The 21,910-nt window shown below is 73.0% G+C and carries 21 protein-coding genes and 1 riboswitch; of the genes, 10 read left to right on the top strand and 11 right to left on the bottom strand.

Features of this window, described 5'->3' with window-relative positions:
- Positions 1-5: 5 nt before the first annotated feature.
- Positions 6-842, bottom strand: a complete 837-nt coding sequence (locus MTP10_RS18290) for an alpha/beta hydrolase (protein WP_310710677.1) — start codon at positions 840-842, stop codon at positions 6-8.
- Positions 843-899: 57 nt separating this feature from the next.
- Between MTP10_RS18290 and MTP10_RS18285 the strand changes: the two genes are divergently transcribed.
- Positions 900-1,481, top strand: a complete 582-nt coding sequence (locus MTP10_RS18285; protein WP_310710676.1) for a TetR/AcrR family transcriptional regulator — start codon at positions 900-902, stop codon at positions 1,479-1,481.
- 45 nt (positions 1,482-1,526) lie between these two features.
- Here the strand turns inward: MTP10_RS18285 and MTP10_RS18280 are convergent, their stop codons facing one another.
- The 5 genes from MTP10_RS18280 to MTP10_RS18260 form a co-directional block, all read right to left on the bottom strand.
- Complete coding sequence (locus MTP10_RS18280; protein ID WP_310710675.1) at positions 1,527-2,468, bottom strand: sigma-70 family RNA polymerase sigma factor; 942 nt, start codon at positions 2,466-2,468, stop codon at positions 1,527-1,529.
- 66 nt (positions 2,469-2,534) lie between these two features.
- Positions 2,535-3,719, bottom strand: coding sequence for an imidazolonepropionase (gene hutI / locus MTP10_RS18275; RefSeq protein ID WP_310710674.1), 1,185 nt, complete (start codon positions 3,717-3,719; stop codon positions 2,535-2,537).
- A 43-nt stretch (positions 3,720-3,762) separates the two neighbouring features.
- Positions 3,763-5,103, bottom strand: coding sequence for a formimidoylglutamate deiminase (locus MTP10_RS18270; RefSeq protein ID WP_310710673.1), 1,341 nt, complete (start codon positions 5,101-5,103; stop codon positions 3,763-3,765).
- Positions 5,094-6,290 (bottom strand): allantoate amidohydrolase, encoded by a 1,197-nt coding sequence (locus tag MTP10_RS18265; RefSeq protein WP_310710672.1) that lies wholly within the window; start codon positions 6,288-6,290, stop codon positions 5,094-5,096. Before MTP10_RS18265 ends, MTP10_RS18270 begins: the two co-directional genes overlap by 10 nt.
- Before the next feature lie 46 nt (positions 6,291-6,336).
- The gene (locus tag MTP10_RS18260) at positions 6,337-7,023 is read right to left on the bottom strand and encodes an SDR family oxidoreductase (protein WP_310710671.1); all 687 of its coding nucleotides are present in this window, start codon (positions 7,021-7,023) and stop codon (positions 6,337-6,339) included.
- Positions 7,024-7,076: 53 nt separating this feature from the next.
- On the opposite strand from MTP10_RS18260, the gene MTP10_RS18255 reads away from it, so the two are divergent.
- Genes MTP10_RS18255 through MTP10_RS18245 form a run of 3 tightly spaced genes read left to right on the top strand, consistent with a single transcriptional unit; the run spans position 7,077 to position 9,342 of the window.
- Positions 7,077-7,631 carry a PadR family transcriptional regulator gene (locus MTP10_RS18255; RefSeq protein ID WP_310710670.1) on the top strand — a complete coding sequence of 185 codons (555 nt, stop codon included), beginning with the start codon at positions 7,077-7,079 and terminating at the stop codon, positions 7,629-7,631.
- Positions 7,632-7,642: 11 nt separating this feature from the next.
- Positions 7,643-8,599 (top strand): ATP-binding cassette domain-containing protein, encoded by a 957-nt coding sequence (locus MTP10_RS18250; protein WP_310710669.1) that lies wholly within the window; start codon positions 7,643-7,645, stop codon positions 8,597-8,599.
- Entirely contained in the window at positions 8,596-9,342 is a 747-nt protein-coding gene (locus tag MTP10_RS18245; RefSeq protein ID WP_310710668.1) for an ABC transporter permease, read from the top strand. Before MTP10_RS18250 ends, MTP10_RS18245 begins: the two co-directional genes overlap by 4 nt.
- A gap of 8 nt (positions 9,343-9,350) precedes the next feature.
- Here MTP10_RS18245 and MTP10_RS18240 read toward each other — a convergent pair whose 3' ends face one another.
- The 3 genes from MTP10_RS18240 to MTP10_RS18230 all read right to left on the bottom strand — a co-directional run bounded on the left by MTP10_RS18240 (position 9,351) and on the right by MTP10_RS18230 (position 13,761).
- Positions 9,351-10,181: a MurR/RpiR family transcriptional regulator gene (locus MTP10_RS18240; RefSeq protein ID WP_310710667.1), complete on the bottom strand. Its 831-nt coding sequence runs from the start codon at positions 10,179-10,181 to the stop codon at positions 9,351-9,353.
- A gap of 107 nt (positions 10,182-10,288) precedes the next feature.
- A complete protein-coding gene (hutU, locus tag MTP10_RS18235) occupies positions 10,289-11,938 on the bottom strand; it encodes a urocanate hydratase (RefSeq protein ID WP_310710666.1) in 1,650 nt (549 codons plus the stop codon).
- Positions 11,939-12,039: 101 nt separating this feature from the next.
- Complete coding sequence (locus tag MTP10_RS18230) at positions 12,040-13,761, bottom strand: ABC transporter ATP-binding protein (protein ID WP_310710665.1); 1,722 nt, start codon at positions 13,759-13,761, stop codon at positions 12,040-12,042.
- Positions 13,762-14,000: 239 nt separating this feature from the next.
- On the opposite strand from MTP10_RS18230, the gene MTP10_RS18225 reads away from it, so the two are divergent.
- Together MTP10_RS18225 and MTP10_RS18220 are read left to right on the top strand one after the other, a co-directional pair.
- Positions 14,001-14,582, top strand: coding sequence for a PadR family transcriptional regulator (locus tag MTP10_RS18225; protein WP_310710664.1), 582 nt, complete (start codon positions 14,001-14,003; stop codon positions 14,580-14,582).
- A 168-nt stretch (positions 14,583-14,750) separates the two neighbouring features.
- Positions 14,751-15,566, top strand: a complete 816-nt coding sequence (locus MTP10_RS18220; RefSeq protein WP_310710663.1) for an SGNH/GDSL hydrolase family protein — start codon at positions 14,751-14,753, stop codon at positions 15,564-15,566.
- 86 nt (positions 15,567-15,652) lie between these two features.
- Here MTP10_RS18220 and MTP10_RS18215 read toward each other — a convergent pair whose 3' ends face one another.
- Both MTP10_RS18215 and MTP10_RS18210 read right to left on the bottom strand, forming a co-directional pair.
- Positions 15,653-16,408 (bottom strand): hypothetical protein, encoded by a 756-nt coding sequence (locus MTP10_RS18215; RefSeq protein WP_310710662.1) that lies wholly within the window; start codon positions 16,406-16,408, stop codon positions 15,653-15,655.
- Positions 16,409-16,494: 86 nt separating this feature from the next.
- A complete protein-coding gene (locus tag MTP10_RS18210; RefSeq protein WP_310710661.1) occupies positions 16,495-17,199 on the bottom strand; it encodes an FCD domain-containing protein in 705 nt (234 codons plus the stop codon).
- Between the two features lie 121 nt (positions 17,200-17,320).
- Here MTP10_RS18210 and MTP10_RS18205 point away from each other — a divergent pair, with 121 nt between their 5' ends.
- The 4 genes from MTP10_RS18205 to MTP10_RS18190 all read left to right on the top strand — a co-directional run bounded on the left by MTP10_RS18205 (position 17,321) and on the right by MTP10_RS18190 (position 21,651).
- The gene (locus tag MTP10_RS18205; RefSeq protein WP_397334475.1) at positions 17,321-18,724 is read left to right on the top strand and encodes a glutamine synthetase family protein; all 1,404 of its coding nucleotides are present in this window, start codon (positions 17,321-17,323) and stop codon (positions 18,722-18,724) included.
- Between the two features lie 20 nt (positions 18,725-18,744).
- Positions 18,745-20,088, top strand: coding sequence for an aldehyde dehydrogenase family protein (locus MTP10_RS18200; protein WP_310710660.1), 1,344 nt, complete (start codon positions 18,745-18,747; stop codon positions 20,086-20,088).
- 97 nt (positions 20,089-20,185) lie between these two features.
- A complete protein-coding gene (locus tag MTP10_RS18195; protein WP_310710659.1) occupies positions 20,186-20,950 on the top strand; it encodes a 3-oxoacyl-ACP reductase in 765 nt (254 codons plus the stop codon).
- Between the two features lie 11 nt (positions 20,951-20,961).
- Complete coding sequence (locus MTP10_RS18190) at positions 20,962-21,651, top strand: gamma-glutamyl-gamma-aminobutyrate hydrolase family protein (RefSeq protein ID WP_310710658.1); 690 nt, start codon at positions 20,962-20,964, stop codon at positions 21,649-21,651.
- A 75-nt stretch (positions 21,652-21,726) separates the two neighbouring features.
- Positions 21,727-21,824: riboswitch (glycine riboswitch) on the top strand.
- Positions 21,825-21,910 lie beyond the last annotated feature (86 nt).

Raw genomic sequence — 21,910 nt, 5'->3', positions numbered from 1 at the left:
GGCGCTCACCCCTCCGACTCCCAGAACGCGCGCAGATGGGGGACGAGCTCGGCGGCCCGCTCCTCGGGGAAGAACAACCGACCGCCCTCGATCTCGACCACCTCGCGCACGCCGGGGAGCGTGTCGCGCAGCCACCGCGCCCACTTCACGTCGAAGAAGACGTCCCCGGTCCCCCACACCACGAGCGCGGGCACGGCCAGCACGGTCAGCAGCGGCTCGATGGCGATCATGTCCTTGGCGTCGACCGAGGTCAGCATCCGCGCGAACGCCTCGCCCCCTCCGGGCTTGGACAGGATCGGCCGCAGGTACGCCTCGACGACCGCCGCCGGGTCCTCGACATGCTCGTAGCTCACGCCGTACGCGGTGACCGAGAGCAGGTCGGGCCGGCCGAGGAGCGTCTCGAGGAGTGGCACGAGCTCGCCGCGCGCGGCCAGCTCGACCGTAGGCACGAACGCCGGGGGCGGCGTGTCCTCGTGGACGTCGCAGTTGGTCAGGGTGAGCGTACGGAGCCGTTCGGGGTGCCGGACGGCGAAGATCTGGGCGACGGCGCCGCCCGTGTCGTTGGCGACCAGGTCGACCTCGCCGAGCCCCAGCTCCGCGCAGAACTCCTCGATCGCCTCCGCGAGCGCCGGCAGCGACAGGTCCTCGCGGATCTCGCTGCCGCCGTGCACGGGCAGGTCCGGCGCCACGCAGCGGCGCTCGCCGCGCAGCTCGGCGATGACGTTGCGCCACAGGTGCGAGCCGGTCCCCACGCCGTGCAGGAACAGCGTCACGGGCCCGTCGCCCTCGTCCACATAGGTCAGCCCGGCGGCCTTGGCCATGGTGTCCTCCACTCTAGACATACCGACTGTCGGTCTGGAAAATAACCGACCAAGAGTCGGTATGTCTAGAGTGGAGGGATGAATCTCAGGGCAGAGCGCGGCGCCGCCACGCGCGAACGGGTCGTCGCCATCGCCCGCCGCCTGTTCGCCGAGCACGGCTACGAGGGCACCTCGATCGAGGCCGTGCTGCACGAGTCGGGCCTGAGCCGGGGCGCGCTCTACCACCACTACGCGGGCAAGGACGCGCTGTTCGAGGCGGTGCTGGAGGCCGTGGAGGCGGAGGTGGGCCGGGCGATCATCGCGTCGGTGCGGGGCGTCGACGATCCACGGCGGGCCCTCGTGACGGGGTGCCTGGAGTGGGTGCGACTGGCGGGCGACCCGGTCGTGCGACGCATCGTGCTGATCGACGCGCCCTCGGTGCTGGGCTGGGAGCGCTGGCGGGCCATGGAGGAGCGCTACGCGTTCGGCATGCTGAAGGCGGCCCTGCAGGCGACGAAGGCGGTCCCGGAGGAGTTCGCCGACCTGCACGCGCACATGCTGCTGGCGGCCATCAACGAGAGCGCGCTGCTGGTGGCGCGCGGCGGCGACCCCGAGGCGGCGGCGGCCGAGGCGGCCGTCGAGGACTTTCTCCACCGGGTCCTCGGCCCCGCCACTGCATGAGGACGCCTGGAGCGCGCCGGTCGGCGCGCTCCGTGAAGGGGTGCGTCAGGCGGCGGCGGTGGCCATGCGGCGCAGGCGGGCCAGCGCGTCGCGCTCGATGCGGCGGGCGCGGTCGCGGCCGATGCCGTAGCGCTCACCCACCTCCGTCAGCGTGTGCTCGCGCCCGTCGACCAGCCCGTAGCGCCAGCGCAGCATGTCGCGCGTGTCGCCCTCCAGGCCGGTCAGCCACTCGTCGAGCCGCTCGCGCTCCAGGATGTCGATGGCCTGCTGCTCGGGGTCGGCCCACGTCTCGTCGGCGATCATGTCGCCGAGCTCGGTCTCGTCCTCGTCGCCCACCCCGAGCTGCAGCGACACCGGGTCGGAGGCCCAGCGGCGCAGCTCGCGCACCCGCTCGATCGGCAGCTCCAGGATGCCGGCGAGGTCGTCGTCGGTCGGCTCGACGTCGAACTCGGCGAGCAGGTCGCGCCGCACCCGCATCAGCCGGGTCATCTGCTCACCGGCGTGCGTGGGCAGCCGCACCGGCCGCGCCTGCTCGTGGATGGCCCGCCCCACCGACTGCCGGATCCACCACGTGGCGTACGTCGAGAACTTGTAGCCCCGCTTGTAGTCGAACTTCTCCACCGCCCGGACCAGCCCCAGGTTGCCCTCCTGGACCAGGTCGATCAGTGGCATGCCCCGTCCCGAGTACTTCCGCGCCACCGCGACCACGAGCCGCAGGTTGGCCTGGATGAACTCGTCCTTCGCCCGACGGCCGGACACCGCCAGCCGCTCCAGCTCCTCGTCCGCCGCGTCCCCGATCCGCGGCTCCGAGCCCCCTCTGTCGAGCAGTTGCTCGGCGAAGAGTCCCGCCTCGATGCGCTTGGCGAGCTCCACCTCTTCCTCCGCCGTGAGCAGCGGGACCCGGCCGATCTCGGCCAGATAGGTCCCCAGCAGATCGCGCTCGGCGACGTGCTGCTCCTGCGTGCGACTCCCCGTAGGCCTTGCCATCCCCAGGCACCTCGTTCCGCAGCTGCGTGTATAAACCGCCAACGTCCGGCGAGATGCAAAGATTCCCTAAAGGGATACGACCAGCGGACGGTTCTGCGGGTCCTCCTCAAGGAGGAGACCGGCCTGGAACACCTGGTGAACGAGGGGGACGCCGGGCCGGTAGGCGAGGTGTACGTACGAGGGGGCGTCGAGGACGACGAGGTCGGCCCGCGCTCCGGGACGGATCCAGCCTACGTCCGAGCGGCGCAGCGCGCGCGCCCCGCCGTACGTCGCGGCGCGCACCGCCTCCAGCGGCGTCATCCCCATCTCCCGCACGGCGAGCGCCACGCAGAACGGCATGGAGGAGGTGAACGACGAGCCGGGGTTGCAGTCGGTGGCCAGCGCGACGCTCACCCCGGCGTCGAGGAGCCGCCGGGCGTCGGGGTACGGCGAGCGGGTGGAGAACTCGGCCCCGGGCAGCAGCGTCGCCACCGTGCCGGAGGAGGCGAGCGCGTCCACGTCCTCGTCGGTGAGGTGCGTGCAGTGGTCGGCCGAGGCGGCCCCCAGCTCGCAGGCGATCCGCACGCCCGGGCCGGGCCCGAGCTGCCCGGCGTGCACCCGGGCCTGGAGCCCGGCCGCGATCCCGGCGCGCAGGATCTCGCGCGTCTGGTCGCCGTCGAAGGCTCCCCGGTCGCAGAAGACGTCCACCCACTTCGCGTACGGCGCGCAGGCCGCCAGCATCTCCCCGGTGACCAGCCGCACGTAGTCGTCGGCCGACGTCCCGGCCGGCACCACGTGCGCCCCGAGGAACGTCGTCTCGTCGGTCAGCGCGGTCGCGATCTCCAGCGAGCGCCGCTCGTCCTCGACGCTCAGGCCGTAGCCGCTCTTGATCTCGACCGTGGTCGTGCCCTGCGCCAGCATCTCGGCCACCAGGGCGGCGGCGTGGGTGGCCAGCTCGGCGTCGCCGGCGTTCCGGGTGGCCTCGACCGTGGTCCTGATGCCGCCCGCGGCGTACGGGCGGCCCGACATGCGGGCCTCGAACTCGGCGGTCCGGTCGCCGGCGAAGACCAGGTGCGCGTGGCTGTCGACGAACCCGGGGACGACGCACCGGCCGCCGGCGTCGAAACGCCGGTCGGCCTCGGGCGCACGGGCCGCGGGGCCGACCCAGACGACGCGGCCGTCCTCGGCGACGAGCGCCGCGTCCTCGATCTCCTCGCGTTCGGGGTCGGCCGTGTAGAGCAGCCCGATCCCGTCGATCAGCGTCGTGGTCATGGTGTGCCTCCCCTGGCGGCCCCGCGGGGGGCGGCTCTCGTCATCACGGTCGTTCCGTCGCCCGGCCGATCGCGCGGGCCAGCATCGCGCCCACGTCGCCCAGCACGTGCCGGCCCTCGCTCACCACGCGGCGGCCTCCTGAGATCACCGAGTGGACGTCGGCCGCCGTCGCCGCGTACACGACGGCCTCCACCGCGGCCTCCCCGCCCGCGCCGGCCGTGCGGACCGAGTCGAGGCGCACCGACACCAGGTCGGCCCACGCGCCCGGGACGAGCATCCCCGCGTCGGGGAACCCGAGCGAGGTGTGGCCCGTGCCGGTGGCGGCGGTCAGCAGCTCGTCGGCCCGCCAGTGGCCGCGCCGGTGGGTGGCGAGCCGCTCGTCCAGCTCCACCGCCCGCGCCTCCTCGAACAGGTCGATCACGGCGTGGCTGTCGGAGCCGAGCGTGATCGGCGAGCCGCGCTCGCACAGGGCGCGGGCGGGGCCGATGCCGTCGGCGAGGTCGCGCTCGGTGGTGGGGCACATGCAGACGTGGGTGCCGGAGCGGCCGAGCAGCTCGACGTCCACCTCGGTCAGGTGGGTGGCGTGGACGGCGGTGGAGCGCGGGCCGAGCGCGCCGTGCTCGTGCAGGATCCGCACGGGGGTGGCGGCGTACATCTCGACGCACGCCGCGTTCTCGGCGGGCTGCTCGGAGACGTGGGCGTGCAGCGGGACGGCACGCCGGTGGGAGAACTCGGCGACCACCGGCACGTGCTCCGGCGGCACCGCGCGCACGGAGTGGACGGCGACGCCGATCTCCACGTCGGGCCGCCCCGCGTAGGCGGCGGCCAGGGCCTCGGCCCGGACCGCCCACCGCTCGGAGTCGCCGTCGCCGAACCGGATCTGCGCCCCGGCCAGCGGCGCGCCGAACCCGCCCGTCAGATAGCAGGCGTCGAGCAGCGCGATCCGCAGCCCGGCCTCGCGGGCCGCCTCGACCAGCGCGTGACCCATGATGTTGGGCTCGTCGTACGGCCGCCCGTCCGGCCCGTGGTGCAGGTAGTGGAACTCCCCGACGCAGGTGATCCCGGCCAGCGCCATCTCGGCGTAGACGGCGCGGGCCAGGTCGAGGTAGGACTCGGGGTCGAGGCGGGCCGCCACCTGGTACATCTGGTCGCGCCAGGTCCAGAAGTCGCCCGTGCCTGTCTGGGTGGCGCCGCGCAGCGCCCGGTGGAAGGCGTGGGAGTGGGCGTTGGCCAGGCCCGGGATGGTGAGACCGGCGAGCCGCTCGGCGCCTCCGGGCTCTCCGCGGGTGACCCGGGCGATGCGGTCGCCCTCGATCTCGACGAGCACGCCGTCGGTGACGCCCTCGGGCAGCCAGGCGCGCTCGCACCAGTACGTCAGCGGCACAGGTCCTCCAGGACGCTCGCGAGCGCGGTCACCCCAGCCTGGCAGTCGGCCGGGTCCGCGTGCTCCTCGGGCGAGTGGGACACGCCGGTGGGGTTGCGGACGAACAGCATCGCGGTCGGCACCCCCGCCGCGGCCAGGATGCCGGCGTCGTGCCCGGCCCCCGTCGGAAGCACCGGCACCGGCGGCCCCTCCGCGCCGGCGTGGCCGGCGAGGGCGTGGCCGGCGACGGCGGCCAGGCGGTCGCGCAGGCGCGTGTCGAAGTCCACGACCGGGGTCCACGACTCCTCCCGGGCCGCCACGCCCGCCTGCTCGGCCAGCTCCGCCACCAGGGCGCGCACGGCCGGCTCCTCCGCTCCGCGCGCGTCGAGCCAGGCCGACACCAGCCCGGGGACGGCGTTGGTGTTGCCCGGCGAGATCCGGGCCCGGCCCACGGTCGCGACGACGCCGTGCCGGCCGGCCGCCTCCCGTGCGGCGAGCACCATGCGGGCGAACGGCAGCATCGGGTCGTCGCGGTCCTCCAGCCGGGTGGTGCCCGCGTGGTCGGCCCGGCCGCGGAAGTCGAAGCGCCACCGGCCGTGGGGCCAGATCGCGCTGGCCACCCCCACCGGGCTGTCCGTGCCGGCCAGCCCCCGGCCCTGCTCGACGTGGAGCTCCACGAACGTGCCGACCGTGGCGAGGGTCTCGTCGTCCTTGCCCAGGTCTCCGGGCTGGCGGCCGGCCCGGGTGAGGACGTCCGCGAGCGTGTCGCCGGAGTCGTCGGTGAGCCCGAGCGCCCGGTCCGGCGCGAGCACCCCGGTCAGCAGGCGTGACCCGACGCAGGGCACGCCGAACCGGGCGCCCTCCTCGTCGGTGAAGCAGGCGACGCCCAGCGGCCTGGCGGGCCGTACACCGCGCTCTCGCAGCAGGTCGAGCGCGGCGAAGGCGGAGACCACGCCGAGCGGGCCGTCGAAGGCGCCGCCCTGCCGTACGGAGTCGAGATGGCTGCCCGTGACGACGCCCGGCGCGCGCGACGGGTCGCCCCACCACGCCCACAGGTTGCCGTTGCGGTCCTCGCGCGTGTCGAGCCCGCGCCGGCCGGCCTCGCCCCGGAACCACGCGCGCAGCTCCAGGTCGGCGGCCGACCAGGCGTCCCTGACATATCCGTTGGTGGCGGGGTCGCGTCCGATGCGCGCGAGGTCGTCAAGCATGGCCCCACTGTAGTGAATGAAGCCATTCAGCGGATCGGGAGGGGGATCAGGTGACGGGCCCGGCGCTCGGGCGCAGCGTGATCTCGGTCAGGTGGGCGTCGGGACCGGCGTTGACGGCGGCCAGCACGGCCCGCGCGACGGTGCCGGCCCGCAGGTAGCGGTCCGTCTCGTACGCGCCGCCCTCCTGCTCGCGCACGCTGCGCTGCATGTCGGTGTCGACGCGGCCCGGGTAGACGGTCGTCACCCGCAGCTCCGGCTCCTCCAGGCGCAGCGCGTCGGCGAAGGCCCGCAGGGCGAACTTGCTGGCCGCGTACGCGCCCCAGTTGGGGTTCGCGCGCTGCCCCGCGCCCGAGTTGACGCAGACGACGTGGCCGCGGGCGGCCCGCAGCGCCGGCAGCAGCAGCCGGGTCAGCTCGGCCACCGCGACGACGTTGAGCTCCATCGTCCGGCGCCAGGCGTCGGCGGGCAGCTCGGCGACGTGGCCGAGCAGGGCGATGCCGGCGCTGTGGACGAGCAGGTCGAGCCGCTGCACGCCCTCGACGTCGGCGGGGCCGACCGCGGTGAGCTCGACGGGCCAGGGCCGCGCGTCGGGCAGCTCGCCGGCCAGCCTGCCGAGGGCCTCGGTGTCGCGGCCGCCGAGCAGGACGTGGTGCGTGGGCGCGAGCGCCCGGGCGACGGCCTCGCCCACGCCCCGGGAGGCGCCGGTGACCAGCGCCGTTGGTCGTTCGGTCATGCGGAGCAGTTTACGACCTTGACAGATGCTCAAATTTGAACACAAACTTGAGCATGTCGACGTCGACCCGCATTCTCATCCTCGGCACGTTGCTCGACGAGCCGATGAACGGTTACCAGGTCCGCAGGCGACTGGAGGTGATGGGCGCAGATTCCTGGGCCAACGTGGCATTCGGCTCGATCTACCACGGCCTGGCCAAGATGGCGGAGGAAGGGCTGCTGGAGATCGTGACGGAGCCGGAGAGCACCGGCGGCCGTTCCAAGGGCGCCAAGGCCGTCTACCGGATCACCGAGGCCGGCCGGACGGAGTTCCACCGGCAACTGCTCGTCTCCTGGCACGAGGTCAAGCCGATCATCGACCCGTTCCAGGTGGCGCTGTCGTTCATGGACCGGCTCAGCAAGGAGGAGCTGCTCGACGGCCTGCACAGCAGGATCCAGCAGCTCCGGGCGAACATCACCATGATCGAGCACATCTTCGGCGCCAAGCAGCGCTACGGCGCGCCCCAGCACGTGGACGAGAACCTCCGCCTCACCTCCGCCATGTACGCCGCCCAGCTCGCCTGGGCCGAGAAGGCGATCCCGCAGGTGGAGGCCGACGAACTACCTTGAGGAACCATCAGATGATCATTGACGCGCACGGCTTACGCAAGACCTTCACCACCCGGGGCCGCCGAGGCGCCACCCGGACCGTCGAGGCCGTCCGCGGCGTCGACCTCGCCGTCGAGACCGGCGAGATCTTCGGCGTCCTCGGCCCCAACGGCGCCGGCAAGACCACCACGATCAGGATGCTCGCCACGCTGATCAGCCCCGACGCCGGCACCGCCACGGTCGCCGGGTTCGACCTGCTCAAGGAGCCCGGCAGGGTGCGCGGCCGGCTCGGCTACGTCAGCCAGGCCGGCGGCGTCGAGGAGACCGCGACGCCGCGCGCCCAGATCACGATGGCCGCGCGCATCCACGGGGTCGCCCGCGCCGCCGAGGCGACGGCCGGGGTGCTGGACCGGTTCGACCTCGCCGAGGTGGCCGACCGGCCAGCCCGCACCCTGTCCGGCGGCCAGAAGCGGCGGGTGGCCATCGCGCTCGGCCTCGTCCACAGCCCGCCGCTGCTCTTCCTCGACGAGCCCACCACCGGCCTCGACCCGCAGAACCGGGCCAACCTCTGGGACCGCATCCGCCAGCTGCGCGAGCGCGGCACGAGCGTCCTGCTCAGCACCCACTACCTGGACGAGGCCGACGCGCTCTGCGACCGGCTCGCCATCGTCGACCACGGTCTGATCGTCGCCCACGGCACCCCGGCCGAGCTGAAGCGCGAGGTGTCGGGCGACGTGGTGACGCTACGGGTGAGCGACCCGGGGCGGGCCGCCGAGGCGCTCAAGCCGTACGCCCGCGAGACCCGCGTGGACGACGACGTCCTGCGCGTGTACGTGGACGACGGCGAGCACGCCCTGCCCGCCATGCTGCGCGACCTGGAGGAGCACGGCCTCGGCCTGGCCTCGATCGCGCTCGACCGGTCCACCCTGGACGACGTCTTCCTGGCCAGGACCGGCCGCTCGCTCCGGGACACGGGAGCCGCCGCGTGATCCGCCACACCCTGCTCTTCCTGGGTTACGAGCTGCGGAACACCTTCCGCAACCCGATCTGGCCGCTGTTCGGCATCGTCCAGCCGGTCGTGTACCTGCTGCTGTTCGGTCCCCTGGTGGCCGGCTCCGCCCGGCGGTCGACGGCCGCCGCGCTGACCTCCTTCACGCCGGGCATGCTGGTGATCACCGCGCTGTTCGGCGCGATCGGCGTCGGCTACGGCATGATCTACGAGCTGCGCAGCGGCGTGCTGGAGCGCATCGCGGTCAGCCCCGCCTGGCGCCCGTCGATCGTGCTCGGCCGCACCCTGCGCGACGGGGTGGTGCTGGTGGCGCAGTGCGTCGCGGTCATCCTCATCGCCCTCGCCATGGGCATGCGGGCTGACCTGCCCGGCCTGGCCGTCATGGTGGTGCTCATCGCCCTGACCGGGCTGTTCGCCTCCGGCATCGGCTACGGCCTGGCGCTGTCGCTGCGCGACGAGAACGGCATGGCCCAGACCATGCAGTTCTTCGCCCTGCCCGTCATGCTGCTGTCGGGGGCGCTGCTGCCGATGACGCTGGCCCCGGAGTGGATGCGGACGGTGGCCCTGTTCAACCCGATGTACCACCCGGTGGTGGCGGGGCGGGCGCTGTTCGCCGGCCACCTCACCGACCCGTCGGTCCCGCTCGCGTTCGGCATCATGCTCGCGCTGTCGGCGCTCACCGTCACCTGGTCCGTACGCTCCCTGCGGGCGATCGCCGGCTGACGGGATCCCTACGGCAGGTCGCCCTGGACGAACGTCCCGGTCTCGTCGGTCATCCGCTCGTACTCCTCCAGCCGCGCCTGGGTGCGCAGCGGCGCCGCGTCGGCCATGGCCTCCACCAGGGCCATGGCCAGGGCCAGCGGCGCCGCGTGGGAGTCGAACACCAGCCGGTCCCCCACGGGGGCGTCCAGCACGATCTCGGCGGGGACACCCGGCTTGTCGGTGATGACCGCCGTCCGCAGGCCCAGCTTGTCCGCGTACTCCAGCGCCTGGACCGCCTCCACGGGGTAGCGGGGCAGCAGTACCGCCACCACCCACTCGGCCCCGGCGCGGCGGGCGGCGTGCAGCCCGTCGGCGAGCTCCGAACCGCCGTGGGTGAGCAGCCGCACGTCGGGATGGATGCGGCGCGCGTAGTAGGCGAACGTGGTGGCGAGCCCCGAGGAGACGCGCAGCCCGAGGACGACCAGCGGCTCGGTCGCGGCCAGCGCCTCCCCCGCCTCCTTCAACGGCATCGACGACAGCCGCTCGCGCAGCAGGGTGAGGTTGCGGATCTCGTTGTCGACGGCGCCGCGCAGCAGGCTGCCCTGCGGCGCCTCGGCGGCGCCGCCCATCACCATCGGCCGCAGCGCCTGCCGCAGCTCCGGGTATCCGGCGAACCCCAGCACCATGGCGAACCGGGTCACGGACGGCTGGCTGACCCCGGCCCGCTCGGCCAGCTCCACGCTGGACAGGAAGATGGCCTCGTCGAGATGCTCGGACAGGTAGTGGGCGATCCTGCGCTGCACGGGCGACAGTCTCCGGCCGCCCAGCAGCAGCTCCATCGCCCCGTGATATCCACCCACCACGCCACCTCTAACACCACGGGTGCCACATCTTCATCCCAGGTCACCGGATCAGCGGTGCCCGGCGCGGGCGCAGAGCCGTCCGCCCGCCACGCGCCGGGACGCCTTCACGACTCCCGCATCGGGACGCGCACCCCCCGGGCCTGCGCCACCTCGGCCGCCTCCTCGTATCCCGCGTCCACGTGCCGCATCACGCCCGTCCCTGGGTCGTTGGTCAGCACGCGGTTGAGCTTCTCCCCCGCCAGGGCCGTGCCGTCCGCGACCGTGACCTGGCCCGCGTGGATCGAGCGCCCGATGCCGACCCCGCCGCCGTGGTGGATCGACACCCAGGCCGCGCCGGAGGCGGTGTTCAGCATGGCGTTCAGCAGCGGCCAGTCGGCGATGGCGTCCGAGCCGTCCGCCATCGCCTCCGTCTCCCGGTACGGCGAGGCGACCGACCCGCTGTCGAGGTGGTCGCGGCCGATGACGACCGGCGCCTGGAGCTCCCCGGAGGCCACCATGTCGTTGAACCGCTCGCCCGCCAGGTGCCGCTCACCGTAGCCGAGCCAGCAGATGCGCGCCGGCAGCCCCTGGAAGGCGACCTTCTCCCCGGCGGCGCGGATCCAGCGCGCCAGCGGCTCGTTGTCGGGGAACAGGTCGAGGATGGCGCGGTCGGTGGCGGCGATGTCGGCCGGGTCGCCGCTCAGCGCCGCCCACCGGAACGGCCCCCTGCCCTCGCAGAACAGCGGCCGGATGTAGGCCGGCACGAAGCCCGGGAAGTCGAAGGCCCGCGCGTAGCCGGCCAGCCGCGCCTCGCCCCGGATGGAGTTGCCGTAGTCGAACACCTCGGCCCCGGCGTCCTTGAAGCCGACCATCGCCTCGACGTGCCGGGCCATCGACTCGCGGGCGCGCCGGGTGAAGGCGGCCGGGTCCTTGTCGCGCTCGGCCGCCATGTCCTCGAAGGCCACGCCGAGCGGCAGGTACATGAGCGGGTCGTGCGCCGAGGTCTGGTCGGTGACGATGTCGATCTCGGCGCCGCGGGCCAGCAGCTCGGGGACGGCCTCGGCGGCGTTGGCGACGACCCCGATGGACAGCGGCCGGCGGGCGTCGCGCGCCTCGTAGGCCAGGCGCAGCGCCTCGTCCAGCGACGACGCCCGCACGTCGAGGTAGCGGTGCTCGATGCGGCGCGACACCGAGCGCGGGTCGCAGTCGAGGCAGATGGCGACGCCGCCGTTGAGGGTGACGGCGAGCGGCTGGGCGCCGCCCATGCCGCCGAGGCCCGCCGTGAGCGTGACCGTCCCGGCCAGCGTCCCGCCGAACCTCTTCTCCGCGACCGCCGCGAACGTCTCGTACGTGCCCTGCAGGATGCCCTGGGTGCCGATGTAGATCCAGGAGCCCGCGGTCATCTGCCCGTACATGGTGAGCCCGGCCGCCTCCAGCCGCCGGAACTCCTCCCAGTTCGCCCAGTCGGGCACCAGGTTGGAGTTGGCGATGAGGACCCGCGGCGCCCACTCGTGCGTGCGGAACACCCCGACCGGCCGGCCGGACTGGACGAGCAGCGTCTCGTCGCCCTCCAGCGTCGTCAGCGTCCTGACCAGCGCGTCGAACGAGGGCCAGTCGCGCGCCGCCCGGCCGGAGCCGCCGTAGACGACCAGCTGCTCGGGGTGCTCGGCCACCTCCGGGTCCAGGTTGTTCTGGAGCATCCGGAGGGCGGCCTCCTGCGGCCACCCCTTCGCGGTGAGCGTGGTGCCTCGCGGCGCGCGCACGGTCCGGGTCATACGACCTCCTGAATGAAGGCATTCATACATGTCTCTGGCAGGGTACAACGGGCCGCGTCCAGCGGCCCGTTGCAGGTAGCGGAGTCTGCACCCACAAGGGGTCAGCTCACCAGGAACTGGGTGGCGGCCAGCTCCCGGTAGAGGTCGTCGTGGCCGACCAGCTCCTCGTGGGTGCCGGACGCCCGTACGCCGCCGCCCTCCATGACGATGATGCGGCCCGCGTTGGTCACGGTCGAGAGCCGGTGCGCGATGACGAGCACGGTCGTCTCGGTGGCGACCTCGGCGATGACCTCGCGCAGCCGCAGCTCGTTGACCGCGTCGAGCTGCGAGGTGGCCTCGTCCAGCAGGAGCAGTCGCGGCCTGCGCAGCAGCGCCCGCGCGATCGCGACCCGCTGGCGCTCGCCGCCGGACAGCAGCACTCCGCGGTGGCCGACGGGCGTCTCCAGCCCCTCGGGCAGCCGGGCCACGAGGTCGTCGAGGCGGGTGCGGGCGATCGCGCTCCACAGCTCGTCCTCGGCGGCGCCGGGGGCGGCGAACAGCAGGTTCTCCCGCAGGGTGCCGGCGAGCACGGGCGCGTCCTGCTCGACATAGCCGAACGCGGCGCGCAGCTCGCCGAGCGGCCAGTCGCGGATGTCCCGCCCGCCGACGAGGATGGTCCCGGCCTGATGGTCGTAGAAGCGTTCGAGCAGGGCAAACACCGTGGACTTGCCGGCCCCCGATGGCCCGACGAGCGCGGTCAGGCCGCCGGCCGGTACCTCGAAGGTCACGCCGTCGTGGACGGCCGGCCGGTCCTCGCCGTACCGGAACGCCACGTCCTCGAACCGCACCCCGACAGGCTCCGCCGCCGCCGCGGTGGCCGCGGGGGGAGCCGGCACGGCGACCGGCTCGGCGGGCAGGTTCTCGATCTCCTTGATGCGCTTCATCGCGGCCAGGCCCTGCTGGAGCTGGACGGCCCCCTCGACGAGCTGCCCGATGGGCGCCACCAGGTAGAACAGGTACAGCAGGAACGCGATCAGCGAGGAGATCTCCAGCGTCCCGGACGCGACCCGGGCGCCGCCCACCGCGAGCACGCTGAGGAACGCGAGTTGCACGGCCATCCACGTGGCCACCCCGGCCAGCGAGGTCCACCCGGCCACCTGAAGCCCTCGGTCGCGAGCGCGCTCGGCGGCGTCACCGACGACCGCGATCTCGCGCTCCTCCGCCCCGCTCGCCTTGACCGTCCGGTACGCCTGGAGCGCCCGGTCGAGCACGGCGCCCATGTCGCCCACGGCGGCCTGCGCCTCCTGCTGGGCCCGCCGGATCTTCGGCATGATCAGGCCCGTCATGCCGCCGACCACGACGATGACGAGCAACGTGACGAGCAGCAGCACCCCGTCCATGGCGGCCATCATGATCACGGCTCCGACGAGCATGAAGACCGAGCCGATGGAGTTCACGATGCCGTTGGTCAGGACGGAGCGCAGGAGCGTCGTGTCGCCGGTCACCCGCGACAGCAGGTCGCCGGGCTTGAGCCGGTCCACGTCGGCCACCCGGAGGCGGAGCATCCGGTCGACGAGCCCGCGCCGGGCGTCGAGCACGATGCCCTCGCCGGTGCGCTCCATGAGGTAGTTGCCCCCGGCCGACACCACGGCGCCAACCACGACGGCCACGGTCAGCCCGATGAGCGGGCCGGCGATCGACCCGCCACTCCCGAAGGCGTCCACCACGTACTTGGCCAGCAACGGCATGGCCAGTCCCGCCACCGAGCCGACCAGGCCGACTAACGCGCCGATGACAAGGATCTTCCGGTGCGGGCGCACGTAGGCGAGCAGGTCCTTGATCACTACGCCTCCTTTCACGACACATCTCGATTCATCCTGAAGCGCCCAACGAACAGCCGCGGGCGTTCCGCACCCGTCAACCTAAATTGACGACCAAAGTATGTCAACTTTGATTGACGCCTCCTTCCTGAGGAGGAGACCGTCGCCGGACTCCGAACGCGCCAAGGACCTGGCGTGCCGGCGGCGCCTTCCCTATAGTCATGTCCGTGACTAGTCATCGACATGACCATCTGAGATAGCCGATGGCATTGCGACACGCCGTCCTGGCGGCGCTGCTCGACGGGGAGTACAGCGGCTACCAGCTCGCCAAGATCTTCGACGTGGGCGTCGCCAACTTCTGGTACGCCGCCCCCCAGCAGCTCTACGGCGAGCTGACCAGGCTGGAGGCCGACGGCCTGGTCAGCGGGCGCGAGGTCGTGCAGCGGGGCCGCCCGAACAAGAGGGTCTTCACGGTCACCGAGGCCGGGATCGGCGAGCTGGCCGCCTTCGCCGCCGCGCCCGGCAAGCCGCTGCTGATCCGCTACGACCTGACCGTCAAGGTCCACGCCGTGGACCGGCTCGACGCGGCCCCCGTGATCGCCCAGCTCCGCGAGCGGGCGGAGGAGGCCGCGGCCAAGCTGGAGCTGTTCGAGCAGACGCTGCGCCATCTGCGGGGCGACACGGCCGAGGAGGAGTTCCTGCGCCACGGCGACCGCGTCGGCCCGTACCTTTCGTGCCTGGCGGGCTGCCGGCTGGAGCGTGAGGTGCGCGACTGGTGCGTGTCCGCCGCCCGCGTCCTCACCGAGCGCGCCTCCACCACCGAGCACGCCTCCACCGCCCACTGAGAGCACCCCCGGACGAACACCCCCGGACGGCCACCCCCGCCACCATCCAGGCCGCCACCCCACCGACCACCGTCCAGGCCGCCATCCCACCCCCGCGCCCCCGCCGGCGACCCCCCGCAGGGCCATGAGCCGAGAGGACTCCGCGATGAGCACCGACAGGAAACCCCGATGAGTTATGCGCGTTACGTCGCCCTGGGCGACAGCCAGACCGAGGGCCTGGGCGACGGCGACGACGCCGGCGGCCTGCGCGGCTGGGCCGACCGGCTAGCCGAGGACCTCGCCCGCGAGGAGCCCGGCCTGCTGTACGCGAACCTGGCCGTGCGCGGCCGGTTGGCCGCCCAGATCCGTGACGAGCAGCTCGCCCCCGCCCTGGCGCTCCGGCCCGACCTGGCGACCGTCATGGCGGGCATGAACGACCTGATCCGGCCCCGGTTCGACGCCACCGCCGTGGCGGGCGCGCTGGAGGACATGTTCGCCGCGCTCACCGGCGCGGGCGCGACCGTCGTCACCGTCACCTTCCCGGACTTCGGCAGGCTCGTGCCGCTGGCCCGCCCGCTGCTGCCCCGGGTGGTCGACCTGAACGCCCGGATCGTGGCCGCCGCCGCGCGCCACGGCGTCCTGGTGGTGGACTCGTTCGCGCACACGGCGATCACCGACGCGCGGCTGTGGGGCAGCGACCGGCTGCACGCCAATCCGCTCGGCCACGCGCGCATCGCCGCCGCGATGGCGCACGCGCTGGGGCTGCCCGGCAGCGACGACTCGTGGACGGTTCCTCTGCCCGCGCTCCCGCGGCCCGCGCCGTGGCGGGCGGCGGGCGCCGAGCTGCGCTGGGTGACGGGGTTCGCGGCGCCCTGGATCCACCGGCGCCTGCGCGGCCGCTCCTCCGGCGACGGCCGCACGGCCAAGCGCCCCGCGCTCCTGCCGGTCATCCACACCGAACAGCCGCACACCCGGCCTCCGGCGCATCAGCCGGAGACCGGGTGATCCTCCCGTGACCCGGGCAGCGGCGGGCGTACCCGCTCGGTCGGTGCGGGACCTCCTCCCCCGGGATCGGGGGAGGAGGTCCGAGGTCAGGGCAGCCGCCGCCCGCGCCGGGTGGACGGCAGGTCGTGACGGCCCGACAAAAACTCCTGGAAGGCGATCTTGGCGGTGATCGCCGGGCGCCGCCACCGCTCCTCCCGGTGGACCGCCTTGGCCATCTTGCGCGGCGAGCGCCCCGCGAAGAACCAGTGCGCCCACGGCGACCCCGGTCGCGCCAGCCGCACGGCTCCGACCACCAGCAGCACCGGGACGAACAGCCCCACGAGCCCGGTCCAGATCTTGCCCTTGAGCAGCGTGACGACGGCCAGCGCCAGATTGGCCACGATGAGCAGCGCCGGGTTGACCGGCGTACCGTAGTCCCAGGTCAGCGGCCGGAGCCCGGTGAGCAGCAGCCCCGCGACCGCGACCGCGACGAACACCGCGTCCACCGACGTGCGGCCCTCCTCCTCCCAGTACACGTCGTGCAGATGGAGGATGAGCGCGAACTCGTCGAGCACGAGCGCCGAGCCGATCCCGAAGATCGACGCCGCGGCGGCGTAGCCGACCTGCGACGCCGAGGAGACGATCAGCCCGCTGACCCCGCCCACGAGCATCAGCACCACGCCGAAGACCACGTGGTGGATGTGCATCTCCCCGACGTTGACGTCGCGGAACCAGCCGACCTTCGCCCTGATCAGGCGCACGTTGATGCGGGTGGCGATGAACGAGACGATGAGCGCGACGAAGTAACAGAACAGCGGCAGCCGTCCCGTCGCGATGATGCTCTGCTGGAACCAGTTCCCCATGACCTTCGTCCTCGATGCTACGGGTCTGCCGCCTTGGGCGGGCTTGTACCCCATCGGGCACCCCGGAAGGGCATCGGGCACCGGCGTCAGGAGAGGAACGCGCGCAATAGCGCGGCGGTGCCCTCCAGGTGCTCGGCGACGGCTCGGCGGGCCGCCTCGGGATCGCCCGCGAGGATGGCGGCGACGATCGCCTGGTGCTGGCTCGCGGAGTGCTGCAGGTTGACCTGGAGCATCGGGATGGCGTTGAGCAGGTCGCCGACCCGCAGGCGGGCGTCCGCGCAGGTGGCGGCGAGCAGCGCCGAGCCGGTGAGCTCGGCGATGGACAGGTGGAAGGCGGTGTCGAGGCGGCGGTAGTCCTCGGCGCGGGCCTCGTCGAGGTCGGCCAGCCGGCGGCGCAGCACCGCCCGCCGCTCGTCGGTGAGCTCGCTCGCGGCGAGCACGGCCGCGGCGCCGCACTCCACCGCCATCCGGAACGTCAGCGCGTCGGTCAGGTCGGCGGTGCCCATGTCGGCCACGACGCGGCGCAGGTCGCCCGTGCCGGGCTCGGGCGGGACGTAGGTGACGAACGCGCCGCCGTAGCGGCCCCGCCGTACGTCGAGATAGCCGGCTTCCTGGAGCGCGCGGATGGCCTCGCGCAGCGTCACCCTGCTGATGCCGAGCCGGACGGCCAGCTCCCGCTCGGGCGGAAGCTTGGCGCCCGGCGGGACCACGCCGAGCTTGATCGCCTGGAGCAGCCGTTCCACGGTCTCCTCGAAGGCGTTGCCCGCCCGTACCGGGCGGAGCACCGTCATCAAACGCGCAGACTCGTCCAACGTGTCCTCGGGTCTTGACAATTCATCGCATCATGCACATCAATGGTCTGACACTAGCCCAATCAACGGGAATGCGCGGCGGCCGGACGGGAGTGAGCACGTGAGCGAGCCGAACACGCCCGGCAGGCCCAGTGGCAGACCCGGTTACACGCCGGGCCTCCTCGGAGTGCGGGAGCTGCGCGAGGAGGTGGCGGCCGGGCGGATCGACACCGTGCTGCTGGCGATCGCCGACATGCAGGGCCGCCTGCAGGGCAAGCGGCTGTCCGCGCGCTTCTTCCTGGAAGAGGTCCTGAACCACGGCTCCGAGGGCTGCAACTACCTGCTGGCCGTGGACGTCGACATGAACACGGTCTCCGGGTACGCCATGTCGTCCTGGGAGCGCGGCTACGGCGACTTCGTCATGCGGCCCGACCTGTCCACGCTGCGCCGCGTCCCGTGGCAGGAGGGCACGGCCATGCTCATGGCCGACCTGGTGTGGGAGGACGGCGCGGACGTGACCGCCTCGCCCCGGCAGATCCTGCGCCGCCAGCTCGCCCGCCTGGCCGAGCGCGGCCTGGCCGCCTACGTCGGCACCGAGCTGGAGTTCGTCGTCTACGACGACACCTACGAGGACGCCTGGAGGCGCGGCTACCGCGACCTGACGCCCGCGAACCTCTACAACGTCGACTACTCCCTGCTCGGCACCGCCCGCGTGGAGCCCCTGCTGCGCCGGATCCGGCGCGAGATGGAGGGCGCCGGCCTGTACGTCGAGTCGGCCAAGGGCGAGTGCAACCTGGGCCAGCACGAGATCGCCTTCCGCTACGCCGAGGCGCTGCGCACCTGCGACAACCACGCGATCTACAAGAACGGCGCCAAGGAGATCGCCGCCCAGGAGGGCCGCTCGATCACCTTCATGGCCAAGCCCAACCAGCGGGAGGGCAACTCCTGCCACGTCCACATCTCCGTGCGAAGCCTCGACGGGGAGCCGGTCATGGCGGGCGACGGGCCGTACGGGATGTCGCAGCTCGGCGCCCGCTTCGTCGCCGGGCAGCTCGCCTGCCTGCGGGAGCTCACGCTGCTGTTCGCGCCCAACATCAACTCGTACAAGAGGTACGTGCCGGGCAGCTTCGCGCCGACCGCGGTCAAGTGGGGCCTGGACAACCGCACCTGCGCCCTGCGCCTGGTGGGCCACGGGGAGTCGCTGCGCGTGGAGAACCGGGTTCCCGGCGGCGACGTGAACCCGTACCTCGCCGTGTCGGCGCTGGTCGCCGCCGGGCTGTACGGCATCGAGAACGAGCTGCCGCTGGAGGAGCCGTTCGAGGGCAACGCCTACGCCTCGGACGCCGAGACCGTGCCCCACACGCTGCGCGACGCGCTGGCGCTGTTCGAGCGCTCGAAGCCGGCCCGCGAGGCGTTCGGCGAGGACGTGGTGGCGCACTACGCGAACGGCGCCAGAGTGGAGCTGGCCGCCTTCGACGCGGCGGTGACGGACTGGGAGCTGTTCCGCGGCTTCGAACGGATGTGACGGACTGTGACGGACACGATATGAAGATCATCAATCCGGCGACCGAGGACGTCGTCGCCGAGGTCGAACTGGCCGACGCGGCCGAGGTGGACCGGGCTGTGGAGCGTGCCAGGCGCGCCTACGCGTCCTGGCGGGAGGTGGCGCCCGGTGACCGGGCGCGGCTGCTGCGCCGCTTCGCCGACCTGGTGGACCGGCACGGCGAGGAGCTGGCCCGGCTGGAGACGGCCAACGCCGGCCACCCCATCGGCAACTCCCGCTGGGAGGCGGGCGCGGTCCGCGACGTCCTCCACTTCTACGCGGGCGCGCCCGAACGCAACCACGGCAAGCAGATCCCGGTGCCCGGGGGCGTGGACGTCACGTTCCAGGAGCCGCTGGGCGTCGTGGGCGTCATCGTGCCCTGGAACTTCCCGATGCTGATCACGAGCTGGGGCGTCGCCCCGGCGCTCGCGGCGGGCAACACGGTGATCGTCAAGCCCGCCGAGTGGACCCCGCTGACCGCGCTGCGGCTGGCCGAGCTGGCCCTGACGGCGGGCCTCCCCGAGGGGGTGCTCCAGGTCCTGCCCGGGGCAGGGGAGGTCGCGGGAGCCCGGCTGGTCGAGCACCCGGACGTGGCCAAGATCGTGTTCACCGGCTCGACCGAGGTGGGCAAGGAGATCGCCGCCAAGGCCGCGGCCCACGTGAAGCGCATCACCCTGGAGCTCGGCGGCAAGTCGGCCAACATCGTCTTCGCCGACGCCGACCTCGACAAGGCCGCCCGGGCCGCCCCCTACGCGGTCTTCGACAACTCCGGCCAGGACTGCTGCGCCCGTTCCCGGCTGCTCGTCCAGGCCGAGGTCTACGACGAGTTCCTCGAACGCCTCGCGCCGGCCGTGCTCGGCGTCAAGGTGGGCGACCCGCTCGACGAGAGCACCGAGATGGGGCCGCTGGTCAGCGCCGAGCACCTCGAACGCGTGCGCGGCTTCGTGGACGGCGAGCCGCACCTGCGGGGCACGTGCCCGCAGGGCAAGGGCTACTGGTTCCCGGCGACGGTGCTGACCTCGAAGGTCACCGACCGCGCCTTCACCGAGGAGATCTTCGGCCCGGTCGTGTCGGTCGTCCCGTTCGCCGACGAGGCGGAGGCCGTCCGGATCGCCAACGACACCCGCTACGGCCTGAGCGGGTCCATCTGGACCCGCGACGTCGGCCGGGCGCTGCGCGTGGCCCGCGCGGTCGAGGCCGGCGCCCTGTCGGTCAACTCCAACTCGTCGGTGCGCTACTGGACGCCGTTCGGCGGCTTCAAGCAGTCCGGCCTCGGCCGCGAACTCGGCCCCGACGCCCTGTCCGCGTTCACCGAGACCAAGAACGTCTTCATTTCATCGGAGTGAACCCGACGCAGTGAGCGGAGTGGAGGCCCGACGAAGGAGGGACTCCGCGAAGCGAATGAGGAGCGGTGAGCGACCAATCAAGCAGGGAGTGACATCTATGCAGCGTTTGCAGGACCGGGTCGCCGTCGTCACCGGCGCGGGCAGCGGCATCGGACTGGCCACGGCGCGCCGGTTCGCCCAGGAGGGCGCGCGGGTCGTGTGCGTGGACGTCGACGAGGAGGCGGGCACCAAGGCCGCGGCCGAGGTCGGCGGGTTGTTCGTGCGGGCGGACGTGACGAGCGAGGACGACGTCGCGCGGATGTACCGGACGGCGTTCGAGACGTACGGCAGCGTGGACGTGGCGTTCAACAACGCCGGCATCTCGCCGCCCGACGACGACTCGATCCTGGAGACCGGGCTCGACGCCTGGCGGCGTGTGCAGGAGGTGAACCTGACGAGCGTGTACCTGTGCTGCAAGCACGTCATCCCGTACATGCGGCGGCAGGGCAAGGGCTCGATCATCAACACGGCGTCGTTCGTGGCGGTCATGGGGTCGGCCACCTCGCAGATCTCCTACACGGCCTCCAAGGGCGGCGTGCTGGCCATGTCGCGGGAGCTCGGCGTGCAGTTCGCCCGCGAGGGCATCCGGGTCAACGCCCTGTGCCCCGGGCCGGTCAACACGCCGCTGCTCCAGGAGCTGTTCGCCAAGGACCCGGAGCGGGCGCAGCGCAGGCTCGTGCACGTGCCGGTGGGCCGGTTCGCCGAGGCGTCGGAGATCGCCGCCGCGGTGGCGTTCCTGGCCAGCGACGACGCGTCGTTCGTCACGGCGTCGGAGTTCCTCGTCGACGGGGGCATCTCCGGCGCGTACGTGACGCCGCTGTAGGGGGGCTGATCGTGTCCCGTCCGGTCATCGGCATCACGACGTACGTGGAGCCCGCGCGCTACACCGTCTGGGAGCTGGACACCGCGCTCCTGCCGTTCATGTACGTGGAGCAGGTGGTGCGGGCCGGCGGGCAGCCCGTGCTGCTGCCGCCGGCCGGCGAGCCCGGCCCGGTGGCGGCGCGGCTGGACGGGCTCGTCCTGGCCGGCGGGGGCGACATCGACCCCGCCCGCTACGGCGAGGAGCCGCACGAGCGCACCGGCTACGTGCGCAATTTCCGCGACGACGCGGAGTTCGCGGTGCTGACGGCGGCGCTGGAGCGGGGGCTGCCCTACCTGGGCGTCTGCCGCGGCCTGCAGGTGCTGAACGTGGCGCTCGGCGGCAGCCTCCACCAGCACCTGCCGGACGTGGTCGGCCACGCCGGGCACTCCCCCGGGCCGGGCGTGTTCGGCCACCTGCCGGTACGGCCGGCGCCGGGCTCGCGGCTGGCCAAGGCGCTCGGCGCCGAGCCGGTGGAGGTGCCGCACTACCACCACCAGGCCGTGAACCGTCTCGGGCGGGGGCTGACCGTGACGGCCACGGCCGGCGACGGCACGGTGGAGGCGGTGGAGCTGGACGGGCACCCGTTCGCCCTGGCCGTCCAGTGGCATCCGGAGGCGGCGGCCGACTGCGCGCTGTTCGAGGCCCTGGTGGCCGCCTGCTGAGACGGACCCGGCGATCCCGAGGGGGCACACGCGACAACAGCCCCGTCACGGCACTAGGCTTGCGGGCATCACCGGCGAACCCGTGCGGGAGAGCGCCCTGACAGCCATCCAGGGTCCCTGAAGGAGCAAGCCCTCCCCGCGAACCTCTCAAGGCAAAGGACCGCACGGACGAGGTGACCTCTGGAAAGCAGGCCCCCGGGCCTCGCCGAAGGTGAAAGTCCGGCAAAGCCCGGGCGAAGCTCTCAGGCAACCATGACAG

Origin of the sequence: Nonomuraea sp. 3-1Str (genome assembly GCF_031570565.1) — a bacterium.
GTDB lineage: Bacteria > Actinomycetota > Actinomycetes > Streptosporangiales > Streptosporangiaceae > Nonomuraea.
The sequence above is the reverse complement of the archived record's forward strand: the minus strand, read 5'-3'. Positions and strand labels throughout refer to the sequence as shown.

Excerpts from the sequence above, each read along its gene's own strand:
- MTP10_RS18290 (WP_310710677.1), bottom strand. The coding sequence starts at position 842 with ATGTCTAGAGTGGAGGACACCATGGCCAAGGCCGCCGGGCTGACCTAT.
- MTP10_RS18285 (WP_310710676.1), top strand. The coding sequence starts at position 900 with ATGAATCTCAGGGCAGAGCGCGGCGCCGCCACGCGCGAACGGGTCGTC.
- MTP10_RS18280 (WP_310710675.1), bottom strand. The coding sequence starts at position 2,468 with ATGGCAAGGCCTACGGGGAGTCGCACGCAGGAGCAGCACGTCGCCGAG.
- hutI (WP_310710674.1), bottom strand. The coding sequence starts at position 3,719 with ATGACCACGACGCTGATCGACGGGATCGGGCTGCTCTACACGGCCGAC.
- MTP10_RS18265 (WP_310710672.1), bottom strand. The coding sequence starts at position 6,290 with ATGCTTGACGACCTCGCGCGCATCGGACGCGACCCCGCCACCAACGGA.
- MTP10_RS18260 (WP_310710671.1), bottom strand. The coding sequence starts at position 7,023 with ATGACCGAACGACCAACGGCGCTGGTCACCGGCGCCTCCCGGGGCGTG.
- MTP10_RS18255 (WP_310710670.1), top strand. The coding sequence starts at position 7,077 with ATGTCGACGTCGACCCGCATTCTCATCCTCGGCACGTTGCTCGACGAG.
- MTP10_RS18250 (WP_310710669.1), top strand. The coding sequence starts at position 7,643 with ATGATCATTGACGCGCACGGCTTACGCAAGACCTTCACCACCCGGGGC.
- hutU (WP_310710666.1), bottom strand. The coding sequence starts at position 11,938 with ATGACCCGGACCGTGCGCGCGCCGCGAGGCACCACGCTCACCGCGAAG.
- MTP10_RS18225 (WP_310710664.1), top strand. The coding sequence starts at position 14,001 with ATGGCATTGCGACACGCCGTCCTGGCGGCGCTGCTCGACGGGGAGTAC.
- MTP10_RS18220 (WP_310710663.1), top strand. The coding sequence starts at position 14,751 with ATGAGTTATGCGCGTTACGTCGCCCTGGGCGACAGCCAGACCGAGGGC.
- MTP10_RS18215 (WP_310710662.1), bottom strand. The coding sequence starts at position 16,408 with ATGGGGAACTGGTTCCAGCAGAGCATCATCGCGACGGGACGGCTGCCG.
- MTP10_RS18210 (WP_310710661.1), bottom strand. The coding sequence starts at position 17,199 with ATGACGGTGCTCCGCCCGGTACGGGCGGGCAACGCCTTCGAGGAGACC.
- MTP10_RS18200 (WP_310710660.1), top strand. The coding sequence starts at position 18,745 with ATGAAGATCATCAATCCGGCGACCGAGGACGTCGTCGCCGAGGTCGAA.
- MTP10_RS18195 (WP_310710659.1), top strand. The coding sequence starts at position 20,186 with ATGCAGCGTTTGCAGGACCGGGTCGCCGTCGTCACCGGCGCGGGCAGC.